The organism is Pseudovibrio sp. W64 (assembly GCF_001623145.1).
GTDB lineage: Bacteria > Pseudomonadota > Alphaproteobacteria > Rhizobiales > Stappiaceae > Pseudovibrio.
Genome location: NZ_LMCI01000039.1, coordinates 77,738 through 91,290, shown reverse-complemented (window position 1 = coordinate 91,290; position 13,553 = coordinate 77,738). Strand labels below are relative to the sequence as shown.

Annotated in this window: 14 protein-coding genes; 6 read left to right on the top strand and 8 right to left on the bottom strand. The window is 52.9% G+C overall.

The annotated features are described in order from the left end of the window. Window positions 1-62: 62 nt before the first annotated feature. Together PsW64_RS22470 and PsW64_RS22465 are read left to right on the top strand one after the other, a co-directional pair. A complete protein-coding gene (locus PsW64_RS22470) occupies window positions 63-491 on the top strand; it encodes a hypothetical protein (protein WP_208980968.1) in 429 nt (142 codons plus the stop codon). Beyond that, window positions 484-1,716, top strand: a complete 1,233-nt coding sequence (locus tag PsW64_RS22465; RefSeq protein ID WP_063286059.1) for an HlyD family secretion protein — start codon at window positions 484-486, stop codon at window positions 1,714-1,716. Before PsW64_RS22470 ends, PsW64_RS22465 begins: the two co-directional genes overlap by 8 nt. Window positions 1,717-1,830: 114 nt before the next feature. Here the strand turns inward: PsW64_RS22465 and PsW64_RS22460 are convergent, their stop codons facing one another. The 6 genes from PsW64_RS22460 to PsW64_RS22435 all read right to left on the bottom strand — a co-directional run bounded on the left by PsW64_RS22460 (window position 1,831) and on the right by PsW64_RS22435 (window position 7,848). Continuing rightward, a complete protein-coding gene (locus PsW64_RS22460; RefSeq protein WP_057463491.1) occupies window positions 1,831-2,274 on the bottom strand; it encodes a hypothetical protein in 444 nt (147 codons plus the stop codon). Then, the gene (locus PsW64_RS22455; RefSeq protein WP_208980967.1) at window positions 2,264-2,791 is read right to left on the bottom strand and encodes a Panacea domain-containing protein; all 528 of its coding nucleotides are present in this window, start codon (window positions 2,789-2,791) and stop codon (window positions 2,264-2,266) included. The genes PsW64_RS22460 and PsW64_RS22455 overlap by 11 nt, the downstream gene beginning before the upstream one ends. Window positions 2,792-2,968: 177 nt before the next feature. Beyond that, window positions 2,969-3,319, bottom strand: a complete 351-nt coding sequence (locus PsW64_RS22450; protein ID WP_063305061.1) for a hypothetical protein — start codon at window positions 3,317-3,319, stop codon at window positions 2,969-2,971. 133 nt (window positions 3,320-3,452) lie between these two features. Continuing rightward, entirely contained in the window at window positions 3,453-4,235 is a 783-nt protein-coding gene (locus tag PsW64_RS22445; protein ID WP_057463488.1) for a Bax inhibitor-1/YccA family protein, read from the bottom strand. A 335-nt stretch (window positions 4,236-4,570) separates the two neighbouring features. Beyond that, a complete protein-coding gene (locus tag PsW64_RS22440) occupies window positions 4,571-7,144 on the bottom strand; it encodes an ABC transporter permease (RefSeq protein WP_063305060.1) in 2,574 nt (857 codons plus the stop codon). Further along, window positions 7,141-7,848 (bottom strand): ABC transporter ATP-binding protein, encoded by a 708-nt coding sequence (locus PsW64_RS22435; RefSeq protein ID WP_063286055.1) that lies wholly within the window; start codon window positions 7,846-7,848, stop codon window positions 7,141-7,143. Before PsW64_RS22435 ends, PsW64_RS22440 begins: the two co-directional genes overlap by 4 nt. Window positions 7,849-8,101: 253 nt before the next feature. Here PsW64_RS22435 and PsW64_RS22430 point away from each other — a divergent pair, with 253 nt between their 5' ends. The 3 genes from PsW64_RS22430 to thpR all read left to right on the top strand — a co-directional run bounded on the left by PsW64_RS22430 (window position 8,102) and on the right by thpR (window position 10,734). Next, entirely contained in the window at window positions 8,102-8,680 is a 579-nt protein-coding gene (locus PsW64_RS22430) for an arylesterase (protein WP_208980975.1), read from the top strand. 278 nt (window positions 8,681-8,958) lie between these two features. After that, the gene (locus PsW64_RS22425) at window positions 8,959-10,011 is read left to right on the top strand and encodes an aldo/keto reductase (RefSeq protein WP_063305058.1); all 1,053 of its coding nucleotides are present in this window, start codon (window positions 8,959-8,961) and stop codon (window positions 10,009-10,011) included. Window positions 10,012-10,197: 186 nt separating this feature from the next. After that, the gene (gene thpR / locus PsW64_RS22420) at window positions 10,198-10,734 is read left to right on the top strand and encodes an RNA 2',3'-cyclic phosphodiesterase (RefSeq protein WP_063305057.1); all 537 of its coding nucleotides are present in this window, start codon (window positions 10,198-10,200) and stop codon (window positions 10,732-10,734) included. Window positions 10,735-10,795: 61 nt separating this feature from the next. Here the strand turns inward: thpR and PsW64_RS22415 are convergent, their stop codons facing one another. Continuing rightward, window positions 10,796-11,293, bottom strand: coding sequence for a hypothetical protein (locus PsW64_RS22415; protein ID WP_063305056.1), 498 nt, complete (start codon window positions 11,291-11,293; stop codon window positions 10,796-10,798). Between the two features lie 236 nt (window positions 11,294-11,529). On the opposite strand from PsW64_RS22415, the gene PsW64_RS28270 reads away from it, so the two are divergent. Next, the gene (locus PsW64_RS28270) at window positions 11,530-11,841 is read left to right on the top strand and encodes a DnaJ family domain-containing protein (protein ID WP_208994694.1); all 312 of its coding nucleotides are present in this window, start codon (window positions 11,530-11,532) and stop codon (window positions 11,839-11,841) included. 31 nt (window positions 11,842-11,872) lie between these two features. Here the strand turns inward: PsW64_RS28270 and PsW64_RS22405 are convergent, their stop codons facing one another. Beyond that, a complete protein-coding gene (locus PsW64_RS22405) occupies window positions 11,873-13,546 on the bottom strand; it encodes an acyl-CoA dehydrogenase family protein (RefSeq protein ID WP_063305109.1) in 1,674 nt (557 codons plus the stop codon). Between the last annotated feature and the right edge of the window lie 7 nt (window positions 13,547-13,553).

Sequence of the window (13,553 nt, the reverse complement as noted above, 5' to 3'; positions counted from 1 at the left end):
CATTTTCGCCGAGTTTCTCCCGATTTGTTTCTCTCAGGGTAACCATGAATGGGGCATGAAAGATGCTCCATTCCGTCCGCGTTCTGCGCTGGCACCATGCAACCCCTGAGAGACGAGCGGTACAAGCTATGGCTTCTGGTGGCGAACATGAGCAATTCGCTGGGCATCTTCCTATCTTCATCACTGCACCGGGCAGTACAGATGTTTTGATGGTGGTCACCATCTTCATCGCCATTGGTGCGGTGTTGCTGGCGGGTGTCTTTTACTTTTCCCTACATGCCCTGCCAGAGAAGATGGCGCACAAGTATGGGCGGTCGCATATGCAGATCGTGGCCCTACTGGCGGTGTTGGCGTTGTTCACGCACAACAACTACTTCTGGATTGCAGCGCTGCTGCTGGCTGCGATTAACCTGCCGGATTACGAGACGCCGCTGAACACCATCGCCAACTCTTTGCGCAAGACGATAAAGGGGAAGAAACAGAATGATTGAGTTTCTTCTTTGCTCGCTCGTGACGATCCTGCCGGACTATCTGTTTCGTCGCTACAAGCAGGGTAAGCGGATCGGGCACGAGATTACGTTTTTTACGGTGTGGTATGAACTGCGCTGGGGGATTACCGGGGCGCTGATGCTGACCATTGCGCTAATCACGCTGGTTTTCTTCTATCACCCAACCACGTCCAACGTGCTGTCGCTGTATCGCACCGTTTCCATCCTGCCGGAAACGGCGGGGCGGGTTGATCTGGTGGTGGTGGAGAACAACCAGCATGTGAAGGCCGGGCAACTGCTGTTTACGCTGGATTCCTCTACTGAGAAAGCTCAGGTGGATACGGCGCAGAGTGAAGTGGATGAAATTGATGCTGAGATTCAGCTGGCGAACTCTGAGCTGATCAGTGCGGAAGCCATGATCTCTCAGGCGCAAGGCGCCTATAATCAATCCGTCAGTGAGTTGGAACGGACGCTGGACCTGCAACGGCGTAATTCTGATGTGGTGACGCAGAAAGAAATTGATACGCGCGAAAATCAGGTGGTTGTGCGCAAAGGGCAGCTGGATGCGGCTGTTGCTAACCGGGATATCGTGCAGACGAAGATCACCGTGAGCCTGCCTGCACAGCGGACCAGTGCGATTGCGCGGCTGCATCAGGCGGAGTCCGCCTATCACAAGAAGTTTGTTTATGCTGGCGTTGATGGTGTGATCACGCAGTTCATTCTTCAGCCGGGTGATATTGTAAGCCCGATCCTACGTCCTGCTGGTATTCTCGTGCCTTCTACGACGGGGTATGGGCGGTTTCAGGCGGGCTTTGGGCAGATTACTGCTACTGTGATCAAGGTTGGCATGGCGGCAGAGATCACCTGTGCATCGCGGCCGTTTGAGGTTATTCCGATGGTCGTGGTGGATACACAGGACTTTATCTCCTCAGGTCAGTTTCGCCCGACGGATCAGCTGGTGGATGCGCAGGATGTTGCGCGTCCGGGAACCTTGCTGGTGATCATGGAGCCGCTTTATCCCGGTGATACGAATGGTATTCCTCCCGGCAGCAAGTGCATTGCCAATGCCTACAGCAATTATGGTGAGCAGATTGCAGCGGGTGAGTTTGGGTTCTGGGGCGGCCTTTACTATCACATGGTGGATGCGACCTCGATCATGCATGCGCTGATCTTGCGGTTCCAGGCGTTGGCTTTCCCAGTCAAGGTGCTGGTGTTATCCGGTCATTAAAGCAGCTCGCATTTAAGTTGAAACACATGAACTGCTTTAGTCTTTGTTTTTGCGTATCTTTATCCGAAAACCGGTTTCCACTTTTCGGAGATACGCTGTAGAGCGTGTGGGGCGCTATTTTCGAGCGCCCACAAAGATGCCTGTGAGTACCATGCCGACCAGGCCGATGACAGTGGTTGCGGTGCTGCCAACGAGGAACTCCAGTACGCTGTCGGCCAGATTGAACGAGTTGCCATAGACATTTTTGAAGCCTGCCAGCACGAGGATGAGGGCAACTGTGCCGCAATACACGCACATGAACCAGTAGGCTTTGCCTGCGTAGGGTTTGATGAGGGCGTCCAGCTCCTGCTTGGTCGCGAGCCGTGACTTAAGCTCCATCAGCTCGTTCTGAAGCAGGGTGTTGTCGTCAGACAGGGCCTGACGGTCTTTCAGCAGCTGCTCGAACCCGATCTTGGCGGGTGGGTCCACCTCAATAGGGAGCTTGGAGACGGCTGCGTCGATGTCATCCACAGTGAGTGGCTTTTCGAGTGTGTCCTCGAATGTATCGTTAGGCGGCATTGATCCGACCCGCTGTTTGTATGGACTGCTCTTCTTCTGCGTGAGAGCGGCCCGCTAAGGCGAGTTTGATGTAATATTGTCGGGTGCGTTCTGTATCGATTTCTGCGTTTCTCCCCTTTTCGAAGTAGGCATGGGCCCATGGAGAATTCGCTTGATGGGTGAGATCTGACAGTTGCTGTGGCGTATAGTTACGGTACTTCTTCCAGACGTGATCAATGATGTCTTGCTCACTACCGTTGATGCGGCCAGTGACGATCTGGCCGGTGACGGGATCTGCAATTTCACAATTGGGGCCTTTGTGCCCGCCTTCCTTTATGAAATCCCATATCTGCCGAAATACTGGGCCATTTTTCCAAGCTTGGGGAGCTGAGTTCACCAATGGCTCGCCGTTGATCGCGAGGTTCCAGCCGTTGGCGATGGCAACGAGTTTTTGAATGTACATCTGAGATGGGTATTCAGAGCTGCCTCGGCGTCTCAGAAATTCATTGGCGATGGCACAAGGCGAGTGTCTTGGCATTTTTTGCCCCTACAAATGCTGTTGGAACAAGCAGAAAATTGCTTAGAAAAACATATGGTACGCTACGTTAAGAAAATAAAACCTCTTATTGATCTTGGCTAGTGAAATTTGGTTGTACCCCTGAAAACTAAGCGGTTACGTTGTGGTTATCTGTGCGTGTTGGATGCATTTAACTGGCTATAAATCAGGGAATACAGCTTTTACGACTGCGAATTGTAGCTGGTGATGTTTCCAGTGATTTGAGTCGGCGTACCATCGCTTACTCGGGAATGCGGAGTTGTAAACGTTGTTTCGTTTCTCTTTGGCCCGATTGATTATGTAGCTAAGTGGGGACTGCAAAACATAGGCAGTTCCTGCAGGTATCAGCAGAACTGGCAGGTAGATGGCGGCGGCGATAGTGGCGATGACAGCCACAATGCTTGCGATCATATGGTAGCGCTCGGCCATGGTTGGGTGGGCTTTGTGAAAGTCTCTGAACTGGAAAACCTTGCGTTCATACCAATGGAACAGTGAGAGCGGTCCGTACATTTGGTATCCTGCAGTCGATTGTGTTTCTGATGCCAGCTTGAAGCCTATATCTGCGCTGTCATTTGGCCAAGAAAAAAGCCCGGGGCGGATGCCTCGGGCTTTTTCTGATTTGTACGCCTGATGGCTGCTGTGATTACTCGCGGTTGCCGAACAGGGACAGAAGCATCATGAACAGGTTGATGAAGTCCAGGTACAGACGGAGCGCGCCCATAATGGCTTTCTTGCCTGCTACTTCGCTGTCATCAACAGCTGCATACATTTCCTTGATCTGCTGGGTGTCGTAGGCGGTGAGGCCTGCGAATACCAGAACGCCAACCACGGAGATTGCGAACTGCAGAGCAGAAGACGCAAGGAAGAGGTTGACCACAGACGCGATGATGATGCCGATCAGGCCCATGAACAAGAAGGAACCCCAAGCGGAGAGGTCTTTCTTGGTGGTGTAGCCGAACAGGCTCAGCGCGCCAAAGGAAGCTGCAGAGATGAAGAATACACGAGCAATGGAGTTGCCGGTGTAAACGATGAAGATCGATGAGAGAGAAACACCCATCAAAGCTGCAAATGCCCAGAAGGTCATTTGTGCGGCGGATGCGCTCATCTTATTGATCCGTGCGCTCAGGAAGAACACGAAACCAAGTGGAGCAAGCATAACAACCCACTTCAGCGGGCTACCATACAGTGCAACACCAAGGCTGGTGAGCAAAGTATTACCCATCTGAGCTGCTGCCATAGATGGATCAGTCGTCGTCGCCATCATTGAGGTGAGCAGTGCGAGCACACCGGTGATTGCAACACCGACTGCCATGTAGTTGTAAACGCGAAGCATGTAGGCGCGCAGACCAGCGTCAAATGCGGCTGCATTGGCATGAGAGCCAGCCATTCCATACCGCGTAGAATTATTGCGGTCGAAGGTCGCCATGTGGATCCTCTCTCTTGTTAAACACGTGTTTGCTGTTGGTCATACCAAACAGCACGGGTGACTGACCCGAGTTACATATCAGCAAATATGGTGGGAAAAAGGGCGTAAGACAAGAGTGTACCCTGCCGATTTTTGTAAAATCGCCCCTTAAAGCAAGGTCTTTTGGTATAAACTTGGTAAAACCGGACCCTATTATTAACCAGTTGTAATGTTGCTGGCGGTGCAAGACCTTAGCCGGAAAATAGAAGAGTTGGTCTGTTAACTCATAATTCTGAGAGATGTGGACTGCATCTGCGTCGATCAACGCTTTTTTACTTGATGCAGTCCACGGAGTTTTACAGATTTCGTAAAACGGGTGCAGGTTTTTCTCCCAACACTCTCCAAGTGCCCAGTAAACCGAAGCCTACTGTGAAGATGAGAGCGCCGATAATGGCGGTGATGGCCGTTACGGGCAGGAGGGTGAAGCTGCCTTCCATCACACCTGTGATGATGAAGTAAGCCGCCAGTGAGCCGGTGAACAGGGCGAAGATTGCGGTGGTACCACCAAGGATCAGGTATTCCAGAATGTATGCCTTGATGAGACGTCCGCGTGTGGCGCCCAGTGTTTTCAGGATAACTGCATCATAGATGCGGCTTTGATGACCTGCTGCCAATGCACCTGCCAAAACCAGCACACTTGCGAGGAGTGTGATGGAGGAGGCGCCACGGATGGCCCATGCCAGCTGACCGACAAGGTCATTCACCTGTGCGATCGCATCTTTCACTCTGATTGACGTGATGGTTGGGAAGGCTTGTGTGACTTCCTTCAGTAGGTCAAGCTCTTGTTGCAAGGTGGCTTCGCCCGGCCAGCCGACGGTTGCCAGATGGGTGTGCGGAGCGCCTGCGAAAGTGTTTGGCGAGAAGATCATCACGAAGTTGATGGACATGCTTTCCCAGTCCACCGTGCGGAAGTTCGCAATTTTCGCAGAGATCTGACGCCCAAGCACGTTGACGGTGATCTTATCGCCAACACTCAGGCCCAGCTCGCGGGCGTTGTCGTCAGAGAAGGAGACAAGCGGTTCACCGGTGTAATCCTTCGGCCACCATTCGCCTGCTGTGACAACGGAGTTTTCAGGCAGGGTTTCAGAATATGTGATGCCGCGGTCGCCGCGCAGGATCCACTCCGCTTCTGGTGGAGCGGGATAGTCTGAGGCAGGGATGTCTTTCAGCGCGACGATGTTTCCGCGCAGCATTGGAACTGCGTTGAACTCTGTGCCTGCTGCTTTTTCAGTAACGAGAGCTTCGAAGGCGTCTTTTTCGTGGTTTTGAATATCGACGAAGAAGAAGCTTGGAGCCTGTTCCTGAGCGGCTTGATTGAGTTCACGGCGTAGATTGCCATCAATCAGAGCCAAAGCAACCAGCAGTGACAAGCCGAGGCCGAGTGAGAGCACGACGGATGGTGTCAGTGCGCCGGGGCGGTAGATGTTGGTGATCGCCAGACGCAGCTCTGTAGAGCGGACTGTTGGCACCTTCCGCGCTGCGGCCATGATGAGGTGGGCCACGACGAGCAATAGCAGATATGTGCCGGTACATGCGCCGATGAAGATGACGGCGATGGTTTTGTCGTAGGCCATGACAAGGGCAAGGCCAGCAAGCAGAACCAGTGTCACCGCAGCACCTGCGATATACAGCGGCTTTGGATAGCGGCTGCGGGTGCTGACTTCATCACGGAACAGCACGGTTGGTGCGATGTCGTGTGCTCTGCCGAGTGGCCACAAGGCAAAGGCAAGGGCAGTGAGGTAGCCGTACGCCATGCCAAGCAGCAGCTGAAGCGGGTAGACCGCCTGTACTGCGTTGATTGGCAGAATGGATTGCAAGGCTGCCATAGCGACAAGTGGGATCAAGGCGCCCAGTGCCATACCGATGATAATGCCGATAGTGGCCAGCACCATCATCTGAATAAGGTAGACTTTGAAGACAAAGCCACCTGATGCACCGAGGCATTTGAAGCTGGCAATGACTTCCCGGCGGGTATCCATATAACTGCGCACAGCGTTTGCTACGCCAACACCGCCCACCACGAGGGACGTAATGCCGATGAGCGTGAGGAACTGGGCGAAGCGCTGAATGTTCCGTTGCAGGCTTGGGGCTGCTTCCAACTTGGAGCGGATACGCCAACCAGCATCAGGGAACTGACTGTTTGTCCGATCAATAGCTTGCTGGAGCTGATCTTCCGGCACGTTGTCGCCCATGCGGACGCGGTACGTGTAGTTGACCAATGAGCCGGGGCGGATCAGGCCAGTGTCTTGCAATGCTTCCTGAGAGATGAGGAGGCGAGGACCGACTGTCATGCCAGACGAGAGTTTGTCCGGTTCCAGCTCAATTGTATCGGCGATGCGGAACTCGGTTTTGCCGACGGCAATCTGGTCACCAACTTCCAGACCAAGGCGTGCCAGTAGGGCAACTTCAGCCACAGCATTGCGCAGGCCTTCTGTTCTGCCGTTGATGGTCGCTTGCAGGTCCTTGCCAGAGGAGAGGTCGAACTCACCAATCAACGGGTAAGGATTATCAACTGCCTTTAGCTCAACCAGTGTCTGGTTACCTGCGGTGTCGGTACGGGCCATCGCGCGCAGGCTGGAGATTCTGGAGATGTCGCCCATACTTTGCAGGTGGGCGAGCTGATCTGGTGTTGCTTCTCGGTGAATGAGAGAGAATGCGAGGTCGCCGCCAAGGATGGCCTGACCTTCTGCTGAAATGCCTTCTGTCAGCGCACGGGAAAAGGAGGCAACGCCAGCAATGGCGGCCACGCCCAGTGCGATACAGGCGATGAAAACGTAAAACCCTTTGAGGCCGCCCCGCATTTCACGCAGGGCAAAACGGGCAGCAAGGCCAAAGCCGGGCTGGAAACCGTTTGAGTTGCTTTGGCTCATTGGGCGCGTACCTCACGCACAGCAGGTGTTTCTTCCTCAACGGTGCCGGAATGCACCCGGATCTTGCGTTGACAACGGTCTGCCAGAGACGGATCGTGGGTGACGAGAACCAGTGTGGTGTTCTTGCGCTCCTGCGCATTAAACATCAGCTCGATGATTTGCTCACCAGTAGTTTCGTCCAGATTGCCTGTTGGCTCATCTGCGATCAGAATTTCAGGGTTGGTGACGAGGGCACGGGCGACGGCAACGCGTTGCTGTTCACCGCCAGAAAGCTGAGTTGGGTAGTGATTGAGGCGGTGGCCAAGGCCAACGGCTTCCAGCTCTTCCTTCGCACGATCAAATGCTTTGAGGTCACCAGAAAGCTCAAGAGGTACAGCGACATTTTCCAGAGCGGTCATGTTTGGGACCAGGTGGAAGGATTGGAAGATGATGCCGACGTTCTGACCACGGAAACGGGCGAGTTGATCCTCGCTCATTGCGCCGAGTTCTTGCCCTGCAGCTTTGACGGTGCCTTTGTCTGCGCGTTCCAGACCTGCCATCACCATGAGCAAAGTAGATTTGCCTGAGCCGGATGGTCCAACGAGGCCAACGCTTTCGCCGGTGCTGATTGAAAGATCAATACCTTTGAGAATATGGGTGCGGCCTGCGCCATGGCCCAGGCTGAGGTGAACGCCGTTTAAGTCTAATGCGGGATTACCTGTCATTCTTCTACCTTGATGTGCAGGCGATGCAAATCTCTGAATTACATCTTATAATAAATTTGTTGGCGGCTCTTGTCGCAGCCGCACTTGGGAAGCATATGGGTAGGGTGGATTGCATCGTCCAGCTCGGTTTGAAAAAATCTAAGGTATTTGAATGTCTGGATCACGAAAAGTTGAAGCTAAATCTGGTGTGCTGCGTTTTTTCAGTGGTGCTGTCGTTGTGCTGGGCCTTGCATTCGCAGGTGCTTCAACCGGAATGGCGCAGGATGGAGCCGAGCCGGTGAAGCTGGTTGCCTTTGGCGATAGCCTGACGGCTGGTTATCAATTGCCACCTGAAGACGCCTTTCCTGTAAAGCTGGAGAAGGCTTTGCAAGAGCGGGGCTATAACATCACCGTGGTCAATGCTGGTGTATCTGGTGATACCAGCTCAGGTGGCCTTTCACGGCTCGACTGGTCTGTGGGCGATGACGTAGACGGAGTGATCCTTGAACTGGGTGCCAACGATGCGTTGCGCGGGCTGGATCCGTCAATAACGCGCAAAAACCTGGATGCAATGCTGGAACGGTTGGGATCTCGCGATATTCCGGTGCTGTTGGCTGGCATGATGGCACCGCCTAATCTGGGTGATCAGTATGGTCAGGAGTTCAACTCCATCTATGGTGATCTTGCGCAGAAGCATGATGCGTTGCTTTATCCGTTTTTTCTGGACGGTGTGGCAGCGGAACCTGAGCTAAACCTTGGTGATGGCATGCATCCAACGGGTAAAGGTGTTTCGATCATTGTCGAAAAAATTCTGCCTTCTGTTGAACTGCTCATTGAACAGGCTAAATCATAAGAGCTGATACTCTTCCTTTTCAGGCTGGAACGCAGAGTCTGCTTTAAAGTATTGACTTACTGCGCCTTCCTGTCGGAAAAACACATCCTACTTTTCGAAGATGTGCTTGGTATGCTTACCAGACCACTTCCTCTGCCCACCTCCATCCATGAGGCAGATTTAGCAAAACAGAATTCGGGGCATGATCCGTTGTCTTTGGACGAGGCTGGATCTTTGTCCTTTATGTCCAATTAGGGCGTGAGAATGAAAAGCAGCTTGGGGCTGCAAATGGGGAATACATGGAATTTCGTAAATTGGGGCGTACAGACCTCAACGTTTCCAGCATCTGTCTTGGTACGATGACATGGGGTGAACAAAATACCGAAGCTGAAGGCCATGCTCAAATGGATTATTCCTTAGAGCAGGGCATCAACTTCTTCGATACTGCAGAGCTTTATGCTGTGCCGCCGAAGCCAGAGACCAAAGGCCGTACTGAAGAAATTATCGGAACATGGTTCAAGAAATCCGGTAACCGCGACAAGGTTGTTCTGGCAACCAAGGTTGTTGGCCGTTCTGCTCAGGACTGGCATCGTGAAGATGGTTCCACAAGCCAGCTCTCCCGTGCGCAGATCATGGAAGCAGTGGATGCCAGCCTGAAGCGTTTGCAGACAGACTATATCGACCTTTACCAGCTGCACTGGCCAGATCGTAATGTGTCCGGCTTTGGTTCTGTCAGCACCATCTGGCAGGATGCGGACCCGGCAGAAGACGAAAATGCGATCCATGAGACTCTTGAAGTTATGCAGGAGCTCGTGAAAGCAGGCAAAATCCGCCATTTCGGTCTTTCCAACGAAAGCCCTTGGGGCACCATGAAGTTTGTGCAGGAATCTGAAGCGCGTGGGTTGCCACGGGTTCAGTCTATCCAGAATGCCTATTCTCTGGTGAACCGCTTGTTTGAAGTGGGTGGCGCCGAGATTGCACAGCGGGAGAATGTTGGTCTGCTGGCATACTCTTCTCTGGCACAGGGGTATCTGACTGGTAAGTACCGGAATGGTGCGTTGCCAGCTGGTGCGCGTAAAACACTGTTCAAGCGCCTTGGCCGTTATGAGAACCCGTTTGGTCAGAAAGCTATTGATGCGTATTGCGACCTGGCAGAAGAGCTGGGTGTTGATCCAGCAGTTATGGCGCTGTCGTTTGCTCATTCCCGTTCATTCGTGACCTCTGTGATCATTGGTGCGACGAATATGGAGCAGCTGGCGACAGATATTCGTGCAACAGACTTTGAGATGACTGACGAGGTTGTGGCACGGATTAATGATATCCATCTGCAGTACTCCAATCCATGTCCGTGATTGGCAGATAGTTCTCTTTTATCTGTAGAGACAGAATTGTGCCGGAGCCTTGTGTGGGCTTCGGCATTTTTTGTTTTAAGGGATGGAAAGAAAATCCCCAGATGTTCGTAGAGCTGTGATTTTCTGCTTGTACTCTGGCGTTAAACGTGAGCTAATTTATCATCTGCATTAGTGGAGGGTCCTGATATGCCTCGCCTTTTCACTGGCCTAGAGCTGCCTTCGGGCACAGGGATGATGTTGAGCCTTATGCGCGGAGGGCTGCGCGGCGCTCGATGGATCGACCCAGAAAACTACCACATCACATTACGGTTTATAGGCGATATTGATGATCGCATTGCTGACGAAGTTGCCTATGAGCTGGCACGGGTGAATCGTGCTCCGTTGACGATCAAGCTGACCGGGCTGGGATCGTTTGGGGGAGCCAAACCACATGCGCTTTGGGCACGTGTTGAGCCCACTCAGGAGCTAGCTGAGCTTCAAGCTGAGCAAGAGCGCATCTTGCAGCGGCTCGGCCTGCAAGCAGCTCGGCGCAAATATACGCCGCATGTGACATTGGCTCGGTTGAGGGGGACATCCCCTGCAGAGTTGGCACATTGGCTCGAGATGCGTGGTGAATTCTCAGCGCCTGCATTCACCGCTGGGCGGTTTGTGCTCTTCTCAGCAAAAGCGGCAGTGGGCGGCGGACCGTATCTGGTGGAAGAAAGCTATCCGCTGGCTGCCTGACGTGATGGGTTGATGGGGAGAGATGCCGTACTGGTGCACGCGTCTCTGCGGGTAGGACCGCTTAGGGCAGGTAGGAGGAGACGTTCTCCATTATCTGACTGCTCTGTCTCTCCAGCCGCCATGAGGTTTGGTGTACTAAGCCTGCTGCCGAGTGGGTTCCTGTCAGCTGATAGATGTCCTTGTTCAGGAAGGCGAGCAGTTCGTCCAGTTCCTGACGCGGGACATAACTGAGGGCGCCAGTTACATGCGCGTAGGCCAATGATGCTGGTTTAGCTGGAATTGTGTTTGTCGCTGTTTTCACTCGATATCGGATCAGCTTTGATTTGGGCTCAAGCCGTACAAGCTTTGATTTTGCTTTGAGCGGTTTCAGAGAGGACTTTGCTGGATAGCGTATGAGTTTGCTGGTGGTGGAAATTGGTTTCAACGCATTCTTAGAGGGGGCACTGATTTGAGTAAGGCCCGGGCCAACGGCGCGGGTCTGGGTTAGTGCCCAGGTGCTACCAGCTAATGCCAGTGCTGAGCCCACGATAAGACTTGCAAAAATAAGAGGCCGCAACATCGCGCTCTCCAGTTCGATATAAATTAAATAAAAATTTAACTAAAATGTACCGTGTAACTTGCATAATGCAACCGGAGATGGTGAATTTATTAGCGTAAAGTTAAAATCGATAATTTGGTCCGGTTGTAAGTTAATTGTATTCAGCAAAAAAATTTAGAAAAATTGCATATGAACATGTTGCAGCCACAGTCATCAGAGAAATTGATCTAAGAAAAACAAAGGATAGAGGTCTGTTTATGGGAATGGATCGACTAATCGAGCAACAAATTCGCCGATCACAGATGAATGGTTCTATGGATCACCTTGAAGGTGCGGGAAAACCTATCCCCAGAAGGTCCGGGACAAATTTCGCTCAGAGCGCACAAATGAGTGTGGTGAATGGAGCTGGTGGTAGCATTCAGGGAGAACTGACTCTGCGCCGCGAGATCTCCACATTGGAAGATCAGCTTAAAGCTGCGACCAAGACTGACGAGCGATTTGAAATAAGAAAGACGCTTATGGATAAGCGCCTTGAACTCTCAGTTTATGAAGAAGCGCGACGGAAATAGTCGCGCTTCCTGTTCTTTTCGGGAATACGCTTTACAGCTCGGTTTCATCCAGTAAACGGCGTGCGATAACCTGCGCCTGAATTTCTGCTGCCCCCTCAAAGATTGAGAGAATACGTGCATCGCAGAGTACGCGAGAGATCGGGTATTCTTGTGCAAAGCCGTTGCCGCCATGGATCTGCAATGCGTTGTCTGCCGCAGCCCAGGCCACGCGTGCGCCCAGTAATTTCGCCATACCTGCTTCCAGATCACAACGTCGGCCACTGTCTTTCTCCCAAGCAGAGAAGTACGTGAGCTGGCGGGCGATCATGGTTTCGCAGGCGATGATGGCGAGCTTGTCGGATACGCGCGGGAAGTTGATGAGTGATTTGCCAAACTGGACACGCTCTTGCGCATAGCGCAGGCCAAGGTCCAGAGCGCATTGAGCGACGCCGATTGCACGGGCGGCAGTTTGAATGCGGGCGGACTCGAAGGTTTGCATGAGTTGTTTGAAGCCCTGACCTTCCACCTGACCCAGCAGGTTTTCGTCTTTGACTTCAAAACCGTCAAACGCGATTTCGTATTCCTTCATACCGCGATAGCCGAGAACTTCAATCTCGCCACCTGACATGCCTTCAGCCGGGAATGGCTCTGCATCTGTTCCGCGAGGCTTTTCCGCGATGAACATGGATAGGCCCTTGTAACCAGGCTCTTCTGGCTTGGTGCGGGTGAGCAAGGTCATGATGTCGGCACGGACCGGGTGGGTGATCCATGTTTTGTTGCCGGAGACTTTCCATGTGTCGCCGTCTTTAACTGCGCGTGTTTTTAGTGATGCGAGATCTGAGCCGGTGTTTGGCTCGGTGAAGACTGCGGTTGGCAGAGTTTCACCAGAGGCGATGCGTGGAAGCCACTTGGCTTTCTGTTCTTCCGTACCACCGCCGAGAATGAGTTCTGCTGCAATTTCGGAGCGGGTGCCAAGGGAGCCAACACCGATATAGGCTCGGGATAGTTCCTCTGAGACCACGCACATGGATTCTTTGCCAAGACCCATGCCGCCGAATTCTTCCGGAATCGTCAGGCCGAATACGCCCATCTCTGCCATCTCATTGATGATCTCAAGAGGGATGTATTCGTTTTTCAGGTGCCATTCGTGAGCAAACGGAGTGACCTTTGCTTCGGCAAACTTACGCATTTCTTCGCGAATTTGCTCGTAGGTCTCGTCCAGTCCAGTTGCGCCGATGGTGGATTGACCTTCTGCGTGCTGCATGAGTTCTGCAAGACGCGTGCGCAAGGCTGGTTGGGTGCCGTCTGCAATGACTGCTTCAACAGCTTCGGTGTGATGACTGTTGGCTTCACTGCGGCTGATGCCCAGATCAGAGAGACGAAGGATTTCGCCCTGACTCATTGGCAACCCGCCAAAGACTTGTGCGGTGTATTCTGCAAGGCCAATGCGCAGGATCAGGCTTTCCACTTCGCCGAAGGTGCCTTCGGTTTCCAGCCGTTCGCCGTATGCGTTCAGCTGCTTGAGGGCTTCCACATAAGTTGCAAGCCAGGCAAGACCGTGGGTGGCACGCTGTTCCTGCTCCATGAGAGCGGAGGCGATGCGGCCATCTTTCAATACGCGCAGTTTTACGTTTTTGCGCGCGATGCCAAGCAGAGCTTCAAGAGATTTTAGCGCCTGAGCACGTGTTTCTTTCGATGGTGCGACTGCTTGTTCTATTGTATTCACCGTTTCC

Coding starts and splice junctions, on each gene's coding strand:
- PsW64_RS22470 (WP_208980968.1), top strand. CDS start 63: ATGCTCCATTCCGTCCGCGTTCTGCGCTGGCACCATGCAACCCCTGAG.
- PsW64_RS22465 (WP_063286059.1), top strand. CDS start 484: ATGATTGAGTTTCTTCTTTGCTCGCTCGTGACGATCCTGCCGGACTAT.
- PsW64_RS22460 (WP_057463491.1), bottom strand. CDS start 2,274: ATGCCGCCTAACGATACATTCGAGGACACACTCGAAAAGCCACTCACT.
- PsW64_RS22455 (WP_208980967.1), bottom strand. CDS start 2,791: ATGCCAAGACACTCGCCTTGTGCCATCGCCAATGAATTTCTGAGACGC.
- PsW64_RS22450 (WP_063305061.1), bottom strand. CDS start 3,319: ATGTACGGACCGCTCTCACTGTTCCATTGGTATGAACGCAAGGTTTTC.
- PsW64_RS22445 (WP_057463488.1), bottom strand. CDS start 4,235: ATGGCGACCTTCGACCGCAATAATTCTACGCGGTATGGAATGGCTGGC.
- PsW64_RS22440 (WP_063305060.1), bottom strand. CDS start 7,144: ATGAGCCAAAGCAACTCAAACGGTTTCCAGCCCGGCTTTGGCCTTGCT.
- PsW64_RS22435 (WP_063286055.1), bottom strand. CDS start 7,848: ATGACAGGTAATCCCGCATTAGACTTAAACGGCGTTCACCTCAGCCTG.
- PsW64_RS22430 (WP_208980975.1), top strand. CDS start 8,102: ATGGCGCAGGATGGAGCCGAGCCGGTGAAGCTGGTTGCCTTTGGCGAT.
- PsW64_RS22425 (WP_063305058.1), top strand. CDS start 8,959: ATGGAATTTCGTAAATTGGGGCGTACAGACCTCAACGTTTCCAGCATC.
- thpR (WP_063305057.1), top strand. CDS start 10,198: ATGCCTCGCCTTTTCACTGGCCTAGAGCTGCCTTCGGGCACAGGGATG.
- PsW64_RS22415 (WP_063305056.1), bottom strand. CDS start 11,293: ATGTTGCGGCCTCTTATTTTTGCAAGTCTTATCGTGGGCTCAGCACTG.
- PsW64_RS28270 (WP_208994694.1), top strand. CDS start 11,530: ATGGGAATGGATCGACTAATCGAGCAACAAATTCGCCGATCACAGATG.